This window comes from Pseudoalteromonas sp. ND6B (assembly GCF_000764215.1).
In the GTDB taxonomy this organism is placed as follows: Bacteria; Pseudomonadota; Gammaproteobacteria; order Enterobacterales; family Alteromonadaceae; genus Pseudoalteromonas; species Pseudoalteromonas tetraodonis.
The window spans coordinates 12,416-27,278 of record NZ_JQFL01000038.1 but is presented as its reverse complement, the minus strand read 5'-3'; the positions used below and the strand labels follow the sequence as shown (position 1 = coordinate 27,278).

General features: G+C 40.4%; 15 protein-coding genes. 5 read left to right on the top strand and 10 right to left on the bottom strand.

Features of this window, described 5'->3' with window-relative positions; translation table 11 throughout:
- Positions 1-6 precede the first annotated feature (6 nt).
- The 6 genes from tatB to ND6B_RS09240 all read right to left on the bottom strand — a co-directional run bounded on the left by tatB (position 7) and on the right by ND6B_RS09240 (position 4,799).
- Positions 7-339, bottom strand: coding sequence for a Sec-independent protein translocase protein TatB (gene tatB, locus ND6B_RS09215; protein WP_013466201.1), 333 nt, complete (start codon positions 337-339; stop codon positions 7-9).
- 5 nt (positions 340-344) lie between these two features.
- Positions 345-605 (bottom strand): Sec-independent protein translocase subunit TatA, encoded by a 261-nt coding sequence (tatA, locus tag ND6B_RS09220; protein ID WP_033103533.1) that lies wholly within the window; start codon positions 603-605, stop codon positions 345-347.
- 79 nt (positions 606-684) lie between these two features.
- Positions 685-2,286: a ubiquinone biosynthesis regulatory protein kinase UbiB gene (gene ubiB / locus ND6B_RS09225; protein WP_033103532.1), complete on the bottom strand. Its 1,602-nt coding sequence runs from the start codon at positions 2,284-2,286 to the stop codon at positions 685-687.
- 17 nt (positions 2,287-2,303) lie between these two features.
- A complete protein-coding gene (locus ND6B_RS09230; RefSeq protein ID WP_033103531.1) occupies positions 2,304-2,963 on the bottom strand; it encodes a ubiquinone biosynthesis accessory factor UbiJ in 660 nt (219 codons plus the stop codon).
- 12 nt (positions 2,964-2,975) lie between these two features.
- Positions 2,976-3,731 (bottom strand): bifunctional demethylmenaquinone methyltransferase/2-methoxy-6-polyprenyl-1,4-benzoquinol methylase UbiE, encoded by a 756-nt coding sequence (gene ubiE / locus ND6B_RS09235; RefSeq protein WP_008108541.1) that lies wholly within the window; start codon positions 3,729-3,731, stop codon positions 2,976-2,978.
- Between the two features lie 108 nt (positions 3,732-3,839).
- Complete coding sequence (locus tag ND6B_RS09240) at positions 3,840-4,799, bottom strand: GGDEF domain-containing protein (protein WP_033103530.1); 960 nt, start codon at positions 4,797-4,799, stop codon at positions 3,840-3,842.
- Positions 4,800-5,141: 342 nt separating this feature from the next.
- Here ND6B_RS09240 and ND6B_RS09245 point away from each other — a divergent pair, with 342 nt between their 5' ends.
- Together ND6B_RS09245 and ND6B_RS09250 are read left to right on the top strand one after the other, a co-directional pair.
- Positions 5,142-6,920, top strand: a complete 1,779-nt coding sequence (locus ND6B_RS09245; RefSeq protein ID WP_033103529.1) for a DUF885 domain-containing protein — start codon at positions 5,142-5,144, stop codon at positions 6,918-6,920.
- 77 nt (positions 6,921-6,997) lie between these two features.
- Positions 6,998-8,479 (top strand): FMN-binding glutamate synthase family protein, encoded by a 1,482-nt coding sequence (locus tag ND6B_RS09250; RefSeq protein ID WP_033103528.1) that lies wholly within the window; start codon positions 6,998-7,000, stop codon positions 8,477-8,479.
- Between the two features lie 70 nt (positions 8,480-8,549).
- On the opposite strand, the gene mtnK is transcribed toward ND6B_RS09250, so the two are convergent.
- Positions 8,550-9,767 (bottom strand): S-methyl-5-thioribose kinase, encoded by a 1,218-nt coding sequence (gene mtnK, locus ND6B_RS09255; RefSeq protein WP_033103590.1) that lies wholly within the window; start codon positions 9,765-9,767, stop codon positions 8,550-8,552.
- A 130-nt stretch (positions 9,768-9,897) separates the two neighbouring features.
- On the opposite strand from mtnK, the gene mtnA reads away from it, so the two are divergent.
- Positions 9,898-10,923, top strand: a complete 1,026-nt coding sequence (gene mtnA, locus ND6B_RS09260; protein WP_033103527.1) for an S-methyl-5-thioribose-1-phosphate isomerase — start codon at positions 9,898-9,900, stop codon at positions 10,921-10,923.
- 64 nt (positions 10,924-10,987) lie between these two features.
- Here mtnA and ND6B_RS09265 read toward each other — a convergent pair whose 3' ends face one another.
- From ND6B_RS09265 to ND6B_RS09275, 3 genes are read right to left on the bottom strand one after another with little or no spacing between them, the layout of a single operon-like run.
- Entirely contained in the window at positions 10,988-11,530 is a 543-nt protein-coding gene (locus ND6B_RS09265) for a 1,2-dihydroxy-3-keto-5-methylthiopentene dioxygenase (protein ID WP_033103526.1), read from the bottom strand.
- Complete coding sequence (gene mtnC / locus ND6B_RS09270; protein WP_033103525.1) at positions 11,527-12,213, bottom strand: acireductone synthase; 687 nt, start codon at positions 12,211-12,213, stop codon at positions 11,527-11,529. The genes ND6B_RS09265 and mtnC overlap by 4 nt, the downstream gene beginning before the upstream one ends.
- The gene (locus tag ND6B_RS09275; protein WP_033103524.1) at positions 12,210-12,827 is read right to left on the bottom strand and encodes a methylthioribulose 1-phosphate dehydratase; all 618 of its coding nucleotides are present in this window, start codon (positions 12,825-12,827) and stop codon (positions 12,210-12,212) included. The genes mtnC and ND6B_RS09275 overlap by 4 nt, the downstream gene beginning before the upstream one ends.
- A gap of 107 nt (positions 12,828-12,934) precedes the next feature.
- Here ND6B_RS09275 and ND6B_RS09280 point away from each other — a divergent pair, with 107 nt between their 5' ends.
- Positions 12,935-14,077: a methionine aminotransferase gene (locus tag ND6B_RS09280; protein ID WP_033103523.1), complete on the top strand. Its 1,143-nt coding sequence runs from the start codon at positions 12,935-12,937 to the stop codon at positions 14,075-14,077.
- On the top strand, positions 14,065-14,838 hold the full coding sequence (locus ND6B_RS09285) for an amidohydrolase (RefSeq protein ID WP_013466188.1): 774 nt from the start codon (positions 14,065-14,067) through the stop codon (positions 14,836-14,838). The genes ND6B_RS09280 and ND6B_RS09285 overlap by 13 nt, the downstream gene beginning before the upstream one ends.
- Positions 14,839-14,863: the final 25 nt, after the last annotated feature.

Here is a 14,863-nt window from a genome sequence, read left to right as displayed (position 1 = left end):
CTATGTTCACTTTGAGTCATCTGTTTGTTGGCTATTTGATGCTGGCGTTTGACTTTTTTTATAACTATGGGTGACTGATTGCGCCGCTTGTTGTAGCTCAGAAACAGAGTTTTGTAGGTCAGGACTTAAATCTTTAAGACCTTGTTGCTCTGCTTTTTTTAGATTTTCGTGTAGCTCATGCACACGAAGCTCCTCGCTCACCTCCGCTTTTACGGAATTGGCCATTGCTTTAGCTGTTTTAACCCAACGGCTCACAGTTCTAATAGCGACAGGTAAACGCTCAGGACCAAGCACCACCAAACCGACAATAAATACAACAACAAGCTCCCACATTCCCATGCTGGTTAAACCTTGTCGTTGTCTTTAGTTTTGCTAGTTGTACTTGAATCGATAGGTGTTGATTCTACTGATTTTTCAATGTGTTCTGTTTTATTTTCGCTGGCTTGTTTTTCAGCGCTTTGTTCATCCGACATCGCTTTTTTAAAACCTTTAACTGCGCCGCCTAAATCACCACCGATACCGCGTAGCTTTTTGGTACCAAATAAAAGTACAATGATTGCAAGTACAATTAATAGCTGCCAAATACTAATACCACCAAACCCCATGGTTTTCTCCTGCTTTTAAAGCCGTTAATATTAAGATTAAATGCTGATTATACGCCCACAGCGGTAAATAGCACTTAGTTTATGCGCGGCGCCAAGCCGCTATAAAGCCAACTACAGCACAGCCTAAGACAACGCCAGCAGCCATTAAGTTGTGTTGTAAATAAAATAATGCTGAAACAATCATCGCTGCACTACTAAAAAGTCCTAAAACCAAGGGCTTATGTGAAACCGTTGATGTTGGAGGTTGTGCGTGCGGTGCTCGTTTTAAATTTTGATAAATTAAATCAGGCAACTCAGGCATTTTTTCTGCCCAAAACGGTAAGTTTGCATACATTTGCTTTAGTACAGAAAGCGGGCCAACCTGTTGTTTTACCCAGTCTTCTAAAAACGGTTTTGCGGTTTTCCACAAATCTAGTTGTGGATAAAGCTGGCGACCTAAGCCTTCAACATACAACAAGGTTTTTTGTAATAATACGAGTTGTGGTTGAACCTGCATATTAAAACGACGTGCAGTATTAAATAAATTAACCAGTACATGGCCAAATGATATTTCAGCAAGTGGTTTATTAAAAATGGGCTCGCAAACGGTACGAATAGCAAATTCAAACTCTTCAATGCTGGTATCGGGCGGCACCCACCCTGAATCAACATGCAGCTGAGCTACTTGGCGGTAGTCACGATTAAAAAAGGCAATAAAGTTTTCAGCTAAATAGCGTTTATCTTCTTTGTTAAGTGTTCCCACAATGCCGCAATCTATGCCAATATATTTAGGATTATGCGGGTTTTCGCGCGACACAAAAATATTGCCAGGGTGCATATCTGCATGAAAAAAACTATCGCGGAATACTTGGGTAAAAAACACTTCCACTCCGCGCTCAGCTAGTAATTTCATATTGGTATTTTGTGCCATCAGTGCTTCAGTATCTGACACCGGAATACCGTAAATTCGCTCCATAACCAGCACATTATTGCGGCTGTAGTCACTGTATACTGTTGGAATATATAGCGATTCTGAGCCTTCAAAATTACGCTTTAATTGAATGCCGTTAGCACCCTCACGCATTAAGTCGAGTTCATCGAGTAATGTTTTTTTATACTCTTTAACCACTTCTACAGGGCGTAAGCGTTTCGCTTCATTAATTAACTTACCAACAACTTTAGCTAATTTTTCCATTAAGGCTAAGTCGGCGTTGATTTGTTGCTCAATATTAGGGCGAATAACTTTAATAACAACATCTTGCGATTCGCCCTGCGCATCAACTAGGGTGGCAGTATGCACTTGAGCAATTGAGGCCGATGCCAAGGGGGTTTTTGAAAACTCGCTAAATAGCTGGCTAATATCATCTATTTCTAATGCTTTTTCGATGATCTTTTGCGCTAATTCACCTTCAAAAGGTTCTACCTGATCTTGTAAAAAGGCTAACTCTAGCGCGATATCGTGGGGTAACAAGTCACGACGGGTTGAGAGCATTTGGCCAAATTTTATCCATACCGGGCCAAGTTGTTGCAGCGCTAAACGAAGTCTTAAGCCCGGGGGTTTATTTTTGTGTTGGTTGCGCAACCAAAACAAACTTCCTCGTGCAAGTTTAGCAAACCAAGGTACTTTGTGTTTTGGAATAAGCTCATCGAGTCCGTAGCTAAGCAGGGTTTTAGTTATGTAATACAGTCGGGCAGTTGACACAAAAAATCCTTAGCGCGTTAAAGTGCTTTAATTAGGGCGTTAATGCGTTGCTCAATGGCAGCAACTTGGCTTTTTAGTGCTCTATTTTGTTGTTTAAATTGCGCAAGCTCTAATGGGTGAATTGTAATTGCCAATTCATCTTGGAACAGGCTAATCAAGATGCGATCGAGCTGTGATTTTGCTTTTTTACCTTGCTGCTTAAACGACTGAAAGTGCAAATAAAGTTGCTGTGCAGGTGCATCCCCAACATACTTTGCTAGTTGCTCTGGCCAATCAATGTCTAAACTTGAAAAGGCGGAGCTATAATTTTGAGCTATGTTTAAATCCCCTTGCAAATCAAGTTTGTCTTGACGTATAAGCTGGGTAAGCATGGCTGGATTTTTAAGAGCTAACAAGGTGTTTATATTGGCACTGATCATACAGTCAGCGTCAGCATGTGCTAATGCAGTGTAAAGATGTAGCTGCTGATTGGCATAAGTAATGGCTATTTTTTGCTGCCAATCTCTAACTTCAACTAATAAACGCTGATGTTCTACCGCTTTTAGCTTATCGACTAAGCTCGGGTCGAGTTTAAGCGCTTGATTTAATACTTGTTCAATAAGCGAAAGCACAAAGCTCGGTAGCATAAAAAAACTGCTTTCAGCCGATTGTTCTTTATTGTTTTCTTCAAGCGCCATAAATTACTAACCTTAGTATTTAAACCCACGGTGAAGTGCAACAATGCCGCCTGTAAGGTTTTGATAAGTTGCTTGTTCAAATCCTGCTTCGACCATCATCGCTTTTAGCGTTTCTTGATCTGGATGCATACGAATTGACTCAGCTAAATATTGATATGATTCACTGTCGTTAGCAACCAACTTACCCATAGTAGGTAAAATGTTGAAAGAGTAAAAGTCATACGCTTTGCTCAACAATTCTTGCTCTGGTTTTGAAAACTCAAGAATGAGTAAACGACCACCTGGCTTTAAAATACGATACATAGAGCGCAACGCTTTATTTTGATCCGTCACATTACGTAAACCAAAAGCAATCGTAATTAAATCAAAGCTATTATCAGGGAAAGGCAAGGCTTCGGCATTCATTTGTACGTAATCAATGTTGCCTACAAGGCCTAAGTTATGCAGCTTTTCGCGGCCTACTTTTAACATTGAAGAGTTTATATCACCTAAAACAACCTGACCGGTTTCGCCAACAAGCTGGCTAAACTTTGCAGTTAAATCGCCAGTACCACCGGCTAAATCTAATACATGATGACCTTTACGAATACCTGAGCTGGCAATTGTTTGACGTTTCCATAAACGATGAATACCAAAAGACATGAGATCATTCATAACATCGTACTTTGTCGCAACAGAATGAAATACATCAGCAACCATAGAAGCTTTTTCGGTTTCGGCAACAGTTTTATAGCCAAAATGCGTGGTCTTTTCAGGGTTCTCGTTCATGATTAATCTCTATCGTAGTAATAAAGACTAGTGTACTTGATTGTGCACCAAGGGTGCAATTTGAATATGATTTATCAGTTAATTTTATTGTTTGAACAGTGTACTGGGTTATTGAGAAGAGCGTGACTTAAAAGCTGCGTTTGAGGCACTTTTAACCAGCTGGTTAAAGTCGCCTTGTTGTTGTTCAGTGATCCCTAGAGAGAGAGAAATGGGGGGTAATTTTAGGTCGCTTTTTGAACTAATAAAACGTAGCTTTTCAACTCCGCTTATCACTTTTTGTGCAATAAGGTTAGCGGTTTCGGGTTCTATGTTAGCAAGTAAAACGATGAATTGATCTTTTGCAGAGCGCCCAGCTAAGCCACTTTGCGAAACATATTTTTGCACTTGCTTAGCCACTTTATTTAAAATCACTTCGCCAATAGCATCGCCAAAATTATTAATAAAATGCTCTAAATTATCAATTTGAATGGCAATAGCTGAGATTGATTTGTCTTGTTTTAACCATAACTGTGTTTGTTTGGTTAAATAATGGCGTTTATATAAGCCAGTTTGTGGGTCAATCACATGTTGTTTGCGTAAGGTATTAAGTTGTTTTTTAGTTGCTTCGTGTAGTTTTTTGGCCTGACTTAGTTGGTGTTTAAATTGTGCTTGTTGCGTTAATAAAAGCTGAGTTTGTTCATTAAGCCTTTCTAAAGCAATACGGCTGTTGGCAATATTATTTTCATCTAGAGAGTGCATACAGTCATTAACATGACCTGCAAAGTCGTTTAGCTTTTTTTCGGTCTGTTGAGCATTTTGCGATAGTGAATTGATCACGCCATTGACGTTTTCAATCATTGCTACTTCGGTTTTATGCCCTTGATTTAAATATTCAAAATAGAGTTGTTCAATAAACAGCTCATCAATATTTTGATGGGCATCTATGGCATCATCAATGGCATTATTAAGCGCAAAATGGATTTTACTAATGTATGTATACACAACTTGAAAATTTAAGGGGGTAGGAGGCAAAACATGATGCTCTAAAAACATACATACTTTTGTCATTTTTTCTTGTGCTATAGCCATGGAATCATGGAACATCATTTGCAATTACCAACCAAATACGCATAAATGCTGATTTATAAAACTCGTCCAATGAGGCAATTTGCTTCCAAGCAACGATACAATAATCATTATATCCGTTATTTAAAAGTAAAATGAGTCGGAGTTGGCTAAAATAGCACTATAATTTCAATAACCGTTGTTTTTCTGAGCAATTACTCTAAGTTATTTATAGTTTTGTATTAACTTAAGTTAATACAATGTCTCACGGGCGTATATTTTGCGCAGTTGGTCGTATATCTATTTGCTATTTATCTAGGCTACGATAGGTTTATCACATCTGTAATCTTACTAAGATCAATCACTATGAATTTATCTCTTTCAAAACAAATGCGTCTTTCCTTATTAAGTGTCACTTTAGTGTGCTCACTAAGCGCGTGTCAGCTCACCGCAATTAATGCGGATCAACAATTTACGCAAACGGCTGAAAATATAGTACAGCATCGCCAAAATGTTAGCCCGTATAGTAACCCCGAAGGAGTTGATGGCTACTTATTACCTAATTTGTCAGCTGAATTTTTAGCGCAGCAATATCAAAAAAACACCCAGCTATTAGCAGATTTAGATGCCATAGATATAAGTAAGCTCAGTGATGAAAACCAAATTAACTACAGTATTATTCGAGCTCAAGTGCAAAATAGTGTTGATGAATATGTATTTAATACGCACTACATGCCTTTAACGTCAGAATATGGATTCCATTCAAGCCTATCGTTTATTGTTAATAGCTCTGATTATAAAACCGCACAAGATTATCAACACTATTTAAAGCGATTACAGCAAGTTCCGCGCTTTTTTGAGCAAAATATGGCATGGATGCGCAAAGGATTAGAGGTTGGTTTAACTCAACCCAAAGCGGTGTTAATTGGTTATCAAGACTCGATTACTGCTTACATTGTTGATGACGTCACACAATCTGAATTTTATAAGCCATTTTTAAACAATACCGCGGGTTTAAGTGATAGTGAATTTGCAGATTTGCAACAACAAGCTAAAGCAATTATCAGTAGCCAAGTTATTAATGCCTACAAAGATTACTTAACTTTTTTTAATAACGAATACTTACCAGGCGCACGTAGTGATATTGGTATTTCGTCAACACCAAATGGTGAGGCCTTTTATGCAAATCGTGCTAAATATTACACCACCACACAAATGACCCCAAAAGAAATACATGAGCTGGGTTTAGCGGAGGTTGCGCGCATTCGTAGTGAAATGGAAGCGGTTATTAAAGAAGTAGGTTTTAAAGGCACGTTTGCAGAATTTATCCACTTTTTACGAACAGATCCGCAGTTTTACGCCACAACGCCTGAGCAATTATTAAAAGAGGCCGCGTATATTGCAAAAAAAATGGATGCGCAGTTGCCTAAATTATTTCATACCTTACCGCGTAAACCTTATGGCGTAGCGCCGGTGCCTGCCAATATTGCTCCTAAGTACACTACTGGGCGCTATTCGGGTTCGAGCCGTGATGATCAAGCCGGCTTTTATTGGGTGAATACCTACGTTTTAGATAAACGACCACTCTACGCTTTAGAAGCATTAACTTTGCACGAAGCTGTTCCGGGTCATCATTTACAAATATCACTCAATGCAGAACTTGAAAGCTTACCTAGCTATCGCCGTGATGCGTATTTATCAGCGTTTGGTGAGGGCTGGGGACTGTATTCAGAGTACTTAGGCGTTGAAGCGGGTTTTTATCAAGACCCGTACAGCAACTTTGGTCGTTTAACCTACGAAATGTGGCGTGCTGCACGTTTAGTGGTTGATACGGGTATGCACATGTACGGCTGGAGTCGTGAGCGTGCAATGAATTTTATGGCCGATAATACGGCACTTTCATTACACAATGTAAAAACAGAAACCGATCGTTATATTTCATGGCCTGCACAAGCGTTGTCATACAAGATTGGTGAGTTAACAATTAAACGTCTGCGTGCAGAGGCCGAGCAAGCATTAGGTCAGCAGTTTGATATTCGTGAGTTTCATCATCAAATATTGCGCCATGGTTCAGTGCCTTTGTCGGTGCTTGAGCAGCAAATACGTTTGTATATACAAGCAGAATTAGCAAAAACAGATAGCTAATAGCGCATTATTTTGAAACTATAAAAGCGTGGTGTTATTTAATGACATCACGCTTTTTTAGCATTTAAGGATAAGTAATGAGTCAATTTATAATGTTCAGTATCGATGTGTTTGCCAGCTTATTTATTGTTGTATTTGGATTGCTGGTTATATTAATTGCTATTTTTTATATTCGAGATGTTACCCAAACAAAGCATGCTATTAGGCGTAATTATCCGGTAATTGGACGTTTTCGCTACTTTTTTGAGCGCCAAGGTGAGTTTTTCCGTCAGTATTTTTTTGCTCTCGACCGTGAAGAAATGCCCTTTAATCGCGCCGAACGCAGTTGGGTATATCGGGCTGCAAAAGATGTTGATCATACGGCTGCTTTTGGTTCAACCCAAAGCTTAGAAACGACAGGCACCGTAATGTTTATGAACTGCGCATTTCCTACCTTAGATGAAGAAGCCCTAGCGCCTAGCAACGTAACGCTTGGGCCTTATTGTAAATTTCCTTACACCACAAATTCGTTATTTAATATATCGGGCATGAGCTTTGGCGCGTTATCCAGTCCTGCTGTACGTGCACTCTCAAAGGGGGCAAAATTAGCCGGTTGTTGGATGAACACGGGGGAAGGCGGACTTAGTCCGTATCACTTAGAAGGTGGTGCCGATATCGTGTTTCAAATTGGTACGGCTAAATATGGTGTGCGCGACGATCAGGGAAATTTAAGCACAGAAAAACTAAAAGCCGTTGCTGCACACCCAGCAGTTAAAATGTTTGAGCTGAAAATGAGCCAAGGTGCCAAGCCAGGTAAAGGCGGTATGTTACCTGGGCGAAAAGTGAATGCTGAAATTGCTAAAATAAGAGGCATACCTGAGGGGCAGGATTCAATTAGCCCAAATGGGCACCCAGAAATAAAAAATCCAAACGATATTTTAGACATGCTCACCACGATAAGAAGTACAACCGGTAAACCGACAGGCTTTAAAGCGGTAATTGGTGAACATGCTTGGTTAGAAAGTTTATTTGCCGAGATAAATCATCGTGGTATTGAGTCTGCACCCGACTTCATTACCATAGATAGTGCTGATGGTGGTACCGGCGCTGCGCCTCAGTCTTTACTCGATTCGGTGGGGTTACCGCTAAAAGAAAGTCTTCCTTTAGTTATTCAGTTACTAAAAAAGCATGGCCTTAGAGAGCGAGTTAAAATTATTGTCTCTGGCAAATTAATTGTGCCCTCAAAAGTTGCGTGGGCATTAGCACTAGGTGCCGACTTTGTTGTGTCTGCACGTGGACATATGTTTGCACTAGGCTGCATTCAGGCTATGCAATGTAATAAAGATACCTGCCCCACAGGAATTACTACGCATAATGAACGTTTACAGCGTGGTTTAAATGTTGAGGATAAAGCGCAGCGGGTCGCAAATTATAATAAATACATTCATTACGGTGCGGGGCTTATTGCACATTCTTGTGGCGTTACCAGTGCTCGCGAATTAAAACGCAAACATGTGCGTATAGTGCAAGAGAGCGGTCTTTCTGAGCCACTAGATAAAATGTACGAGCACTATCATTAAATATAGCTTAAAAGGCGCTTAAAGCGCCTTTTTTAATAAAATAAAGACTTAGTTTAGGGTCAAACAGACCCTAATTTAAATGGCTTATTAGCAAGCTGAAAAACGCGTCTTTAGTATCGCAAGTGTGGGCATTTAAAATCAATTGCTCACCCAGTGCTAATGTTTGTTTTTGTACGTTTAACCGTGCGGCCTCATCGGTAATGCCTTCTATATCAATTACATTAGCAAGGCCTATAGTGCGTCTAATTAGCTCTATGCCACAGTAGCCAATAGCATCTTGTAAAACATGTTTCATAAAATACTCTGCGTAGCCTGAAGCTTTAAGTGTCTCATCAGTTGTTTGCTTATTTATGAGCTCAAACCACTGTTGTTCAAATGTGGCGTAGCATTCAACCAATGTACTTAATAAATGGGTTTGATAATTACGACGTGCTACAAAGTCGTCAATGCGACCGTGCTGAGCACAGTAATTTAGTAGTAAGTTACCGATAAAAGATCCAATATCAAAGCCAATAGGGCCAAAAAAGCCAAACTCAGGGTCGATCATTTTAGTGGTAGTTTGATTAACAAAAATACTTCCGCTGTGCATATCGCCATGCAACAAGGTTTGTGGGTTCGATAAAAAGTTAGCTTTTAGCTTTGCTACTTCAAGTTTTAATGCCCCATTTTTACGAATAGCCTCAACTTCAGTTTGTAATTGTGCCGGATAGTTGTTGCGTTCATGCTCTGTGTACGGATCGCTAAAAAATAAATCTTCAGTAATTTGGCACAGTTCAGGGTTGGTAAATTGGCTAATACGTGCTTTTTTATCTTGCGCTAATAAATAAAAGTCAGAGTTATAAAAGCCCGTTTGGCTTAAATATTCAGCTACGTGGTGAGAAAGATTTGGAAATTGTTCAGCATTATTTTGCGCTGTACGCAAAATTTGCAAATCACCTAAATCTTCTAAAATGGTCAGAGCTAAGTCTTTATTGTAATGTAAAACAGTAACCGTATGCGCAGGGCAAATAGCCCCATGATTAAGTAAAACTTCTGCCTCAATTCGTGCTCTATCAAGTGTTAATGGCCACGACTCACCTACACAACGCGCATACGGTAAAGCTTGCTTTAATATAATACTGTTGTTTTGCTCATCCGTAATTCTAAATACTAAGTTGAGATTACCGTCACCAAATTCATAAGCGGTAAGCGCTTGCCCCGGCTTAAAAAAGTCGTATTGATTAGATTCAATTAACGAATTGATGTAATTAATAGCGTGCTGTGCATTAAAAGCAACATAGTTAGTCATGGTTTTATTCTCAATAAAGATGCATTTAAGCATTCTATACCTTTAAATGTTTAGATGTCTATAAGTCTAACTTGAGAGTTCTTCAAAGTGGTGTAAAATAACCCTACGCACTTCTAATCTTTTGAGCCTTATGCAAAATTTAATCGCAAGCAGTTTAAAATATGAAAATAGTACGCTGAGCGTACTTGATCAATATTTGCTTCCTCATCAACAAGTGTGGCATGAATGCCACACTGTAGAGACCATGAAAGAGCTGATCATCAGCTTAAAAGTGCGTGGTGCGCCACTTATAGGCTTAGGGGCCAGTTTATTAATTGCTTATTTAGCTGAGCAAGGTATGACTAGAGACGCGCTTGCAACCGCCATAAATGAGCTAGAAGCCACTCGCCCAACAGCGGTTAACTTAATGCATTGTATGGCGGCGTTGCGCCAAGCGCTTAAACAAACTGATTATGTTGCCAGTATTGTTGCAACGGCTGAGCAGTTATTTATTGAAGACATTGAGCTATGTGAGCGTATGGCAACACGTGGTGCCGAGCTAATAAATAGCGGCGACAATATATTAACTCACTGTAATACCGGCGCTTTAGCCACTGCGGGCATAGGTACTGCATTGGGTGTTATTTATAAAGCACAACAAGTCCATGGCAATGTCCATGTGTGGGTGGATGAAACGCGCCCCTTACTGCAAGGCGGGCGTTTGACCGCGTTTGAATTGGAGCGTTGGCAAATACCTTACACGCTAATTTGCGATAACATGGCGGCCAGTTTAATGGCTGCAGGTAAGGTAGATAAAATTGTTGTAGGGGCTGATCGCATTGCTGCTAATGGCGACTTTGCCAATAAAGTCGGTACTTATAATTTAGCGGTGCTTGCGCATTTTCATAATATTCCATTTTATGTGGTGGCACCGGTTACTACGCTTGATGTAAAGACTGCCCAAGGTAGCGATATAGAAATAGAGCAACGTAATCCACAAGAAGTGCGTGGTGTTAGTGGTAGTTTTGGCGAGGCATTGTGGGCTCCCACTAATGCTAATGTATATAACCCCGCATTTGACGTAACACCCGCAAAGTTGGTTACTGGGTGGGTGTTAGATACCGGTGTTTATAACCAAAGTCAGGTAGAAAGTGGCGTGCTTTTAAAGCTGAAGTAATTTTGTGATGCGTTTGGTCCACGTTATGTTTATTTAGTGTGGACCAGGGTTTTGAATGATTAACTTACGGTAATAATGGAAATTGCTCTGCAATCGGTGATTCCGTGCTTTGTGCTACCCAACCTTCTGTATTGTTAAATAGACGAATAGCGGTAAATTCTGGGTCGCTACCCATATCAAACCAATGAGGGGTCAGCTTAGGTACTGAGATCAAATCGCCTTGTTGGCAAAGTACTTGGTACACTTTACTGCCAATGTGCAAGCAAAATAACCCTTGGCCTTTTACAAAAAAGCGTACTTCGTCTTCGCTGTGAGTGTGTTCAAATAAAAATTTTTTGCGCAATTCTGAAGCATCAGGGTTGCTTTTAGCTAGTGATATAACGTCAACAGTTTGATAGCCGCCTTGCTGTTTTAAGCGTTCAATATCGCCGCTGTAGGCAGTTAAAATATCATTATTGCTGGTGCTTTCAGTGATCTCGGTATTTGCCTGCCATTGCTCAAAACGCACATTAACCTTAGCAAGTTCAGCGGCAATATTTTGAACATCGTTACTGGTCAGCAGTGCATTAGTGGCGTCAGAATCTGCAAAAATAGTGAGTTGGCTCATGCTAAATGCTCCGCTTTAAATTGACTAAAATCGTTAATGTAGCTGTGCTTTGATGAGCTTTCTTGCCCATCGCGAATTAAATGTAAGGTTTTAAGCCCAGCGGTTTTTGCAGCATCAAGCTCTGCAACTACATCACTTAAAAACAATACTTCGTCTGGGTTAAAAGGCAATTGCGTTATTATGTTTTCATAGGCGCTTGGCGCTTGTTTGGCGCCTACTTTGGTATCAAAGTAATCACTAAATAGTGGGCGAATATCGCCAAAGTCAGAATACTGAAAAATTAAATGCTGTGCTTTCACAGAGCCCGACGAATAAACGTATAACTGTTGGCCAGCTTGCTTTTGTTGTTGTAAAAATTGATAAGCATCTGGGTATAAGTGACCAGTAAAATCACCGTTTTCATAGCCTGTTTGCCAAATTAAACCTTGTAATTGCTTAAGTGGCGTTATTTTTTTATCTTCTTCAATCCAAGTAAGTAAAGTGCTAATAACGGTGTCGATATCGGCATTAGGCTCGTTAATTTCAGCTTTTACAGCGCTAATTTGTTCTGCTACTTCAGGCTGTTCTGTGTGACTGCGCACAAATGCAGGCAGTTGTTGTGCGGCATAAGGAAATAGCACATCTTTTACAAACGAAATACGCGTAATAGTGCCTTCAATATCAGTTAGCAATGCTTTGATCATAGTGCGGTTCCTGTTATTTTTAAGCGTTCTAGCTCGCAACTAAATAAAAACTCTAATGCCTCTAAATGGCGGCGAACTTCATCAATGTTACGGCCAACAGCATATAAACCATGACCTCTGATCAATACGGCATGCTTAATTGGTGAGTGTAAGTGATGGTCGCTCACAAGTAGGCTTAAACGGTCTATATCTTGATCGTTATCGAAAATAGGGATGGCCAGTAATTCTAAGTGCGATGTAATACCGCTGAGCGCTTTTTGCATCTCGTAGCCGGTTAGTTCAAGCTGATGGCGTTGAATAATATTTGAAAGTACAGTTGCCGCTACCGAGTGAGTATGCAAAACATATTGCGCGTCAGGAATAAGTTGATACAAGCTCAAATGCAGTTGTGTTTCGGCTGAGGGTTTTATTGCCCCTGCAACACGTTCACCTAAATGATTTAATTGTAGAAAATGCTCAGGCATTAACGCGCCTTTGTCCTGGCCACTGGCTGTGACTACAAAGCCCGTACTGGTGCGAGCTGAAAAGTTTCCACCTGTTGCGGGTACCCAACCTTTTTGACTGACCCATTTTCCGGCTTCAATAAGTTCTGAAATAGCGGTATTGTTTTGCATACATTCCTCACTAATGAGCATAAAGCTATTTGTTTTAGACGGCTATACTTCTGTTTTAAGCAATGATAGCATCGCTTTGGGCGTAAAACCATCATTAAGGGTAACCAGTGTTTGAAAGTAAATTGCCAAATTTAGGCACCAGTATTTTTAGTCAAATGACTGCTTTAGCAAATCAATTCGAAGCGATTAATTTATCGCAGGGTTTTCCTGAGTTTGATGCGCCTGAGCTACTTAAAAAACAGCTTAATCATTATGTGCTTGAAGGAGTTAATCAATATTCACCTTCATCTGGTGTACCGCGCCTGCAGCAACAAATTGCCCAGTTAGCAAAACGAAAATATGCGATTGAAATAGATGCCGCGCAGCAAGTAACGGTAACCTCAGGGGCAACCGAGGCGCTGTTTGTTGCCATTCAAGCGCTAGTGCGCGAAGGTGATGAAGTCATTGTATTTGACCCTGCTTATGACTCTTACCAGCCTGCGATTGAATTGGCCGGTGGTAAGTCAGTTAATATTGGTCTGCATGCTCCGAGTTATGTAATTGACTGGCAAACGGTGGCTGCGGCTATTAATAGCAAAACGCGGGCTATTATTATCAACACTCCACATAACCCAAGTGGTAAAACGTTAAAACAGCGCGATATTAATGCCCTAAAAGCCTTAGTCATCGAGCATGATTTATACCTGATAAGTGATGAAGTATACGAGCATATTACTTTTGATAAGCAACCACATTTAAGTGTGTTACGAGATGAGGAATTGTTTGCTCGCAGCTTTGTGATCTCAAGCTTTGGCAAGACTTTTCATAGCACTGGTTGGAAAATGGGTTACTGCATCGCACCCGCTACACTTGCGGTCGAGTTTCGTAAAATTCACCAATATGTGACTTTTTCAAGCTTCACGCCTGCGCAACATGCACTCGCCGATATGTTAGAACAGCAAGGTGAGCATGTGGATGCGCTAAGTGAGTTTTATCAACAAAAACGCGATGTGCTCAGTAATGCTCTACAAGATAGCCGCTTTAGCATTTTACCAAGTGAAGGCACCTACTTTTTACTGCTTGATTACAGTGATGTATCGGATTTAAATGACGTAGAATTTTGCCAATGGTTAGCAGAACAAGCAGGCGTTGCAGCCATTCCACTGAGCGTGTTTTATCAGCAACCAAGCAATGATAAAGTTATTCGTTTATGTTTTGCTAAAAATGATCAAACCTTAATAGAGGCGGCACATATTTTATGTCAACTTTAACCTTAGCATTATTACAAAGCTCGCTGCATTGGCTCGATAAAAAAGCCAATTTAGCGATGTTTGAAAAACAGCTTGCTAACATCACCAATCAACCTGATTTAATTGTACTTCCTGAAACCTTTGCCACTGGATTTGCGGTTAACCTTGACTGTGGCGAAGCTGAAAATGGCTCAGTACTGAGTTGGCTCAAGGCACAGGCGAAGCACTATAATGCGGTAATTGCAGGCTCGGTATTGGTAACCCAAGGAAGTAAAAAAGCGAATCGGTTTTACTGGGTACAACCAAATGGAGAAGTGAGCTATTACGATAAACGGCACTTATTTTGTTTAGGTAACGAAGGCGAGTTTGTAGTGGCAGGACAAACGCGTGAAGTGTTTGAACTCAATGGGTTTAAAATATTGCCACAAGTATGCTACGACTTACGGTTTCCGGTGTTTCAGCGCAATAACAATGACTACGACGTGATGATAAATATTGCCAATTGGCCAGCAGCAAGGCGCAATGTATGGGACACTTTATTAATGGCACGAGCAATGGAAAACCTATGCTACGTGGTTGGCGTAAACCGGGTTGGTGAAGATGGCAATGGTATTGCTCACAGTGGTGGAACTGCAGTGTATGACTTTAAAGGTGAGCCACTGATTAAAGCGAATGACGACCAGCAAGCACTACTAACAATCACGTTAAATAAAGCGCCGCTTGATGAGTTTAGAGCTAAATTTCCGGCACATTTAGATGCCGATGCTTTTACATTGGTATAAATTAGCGCCCAGCCGATAAAGTGCT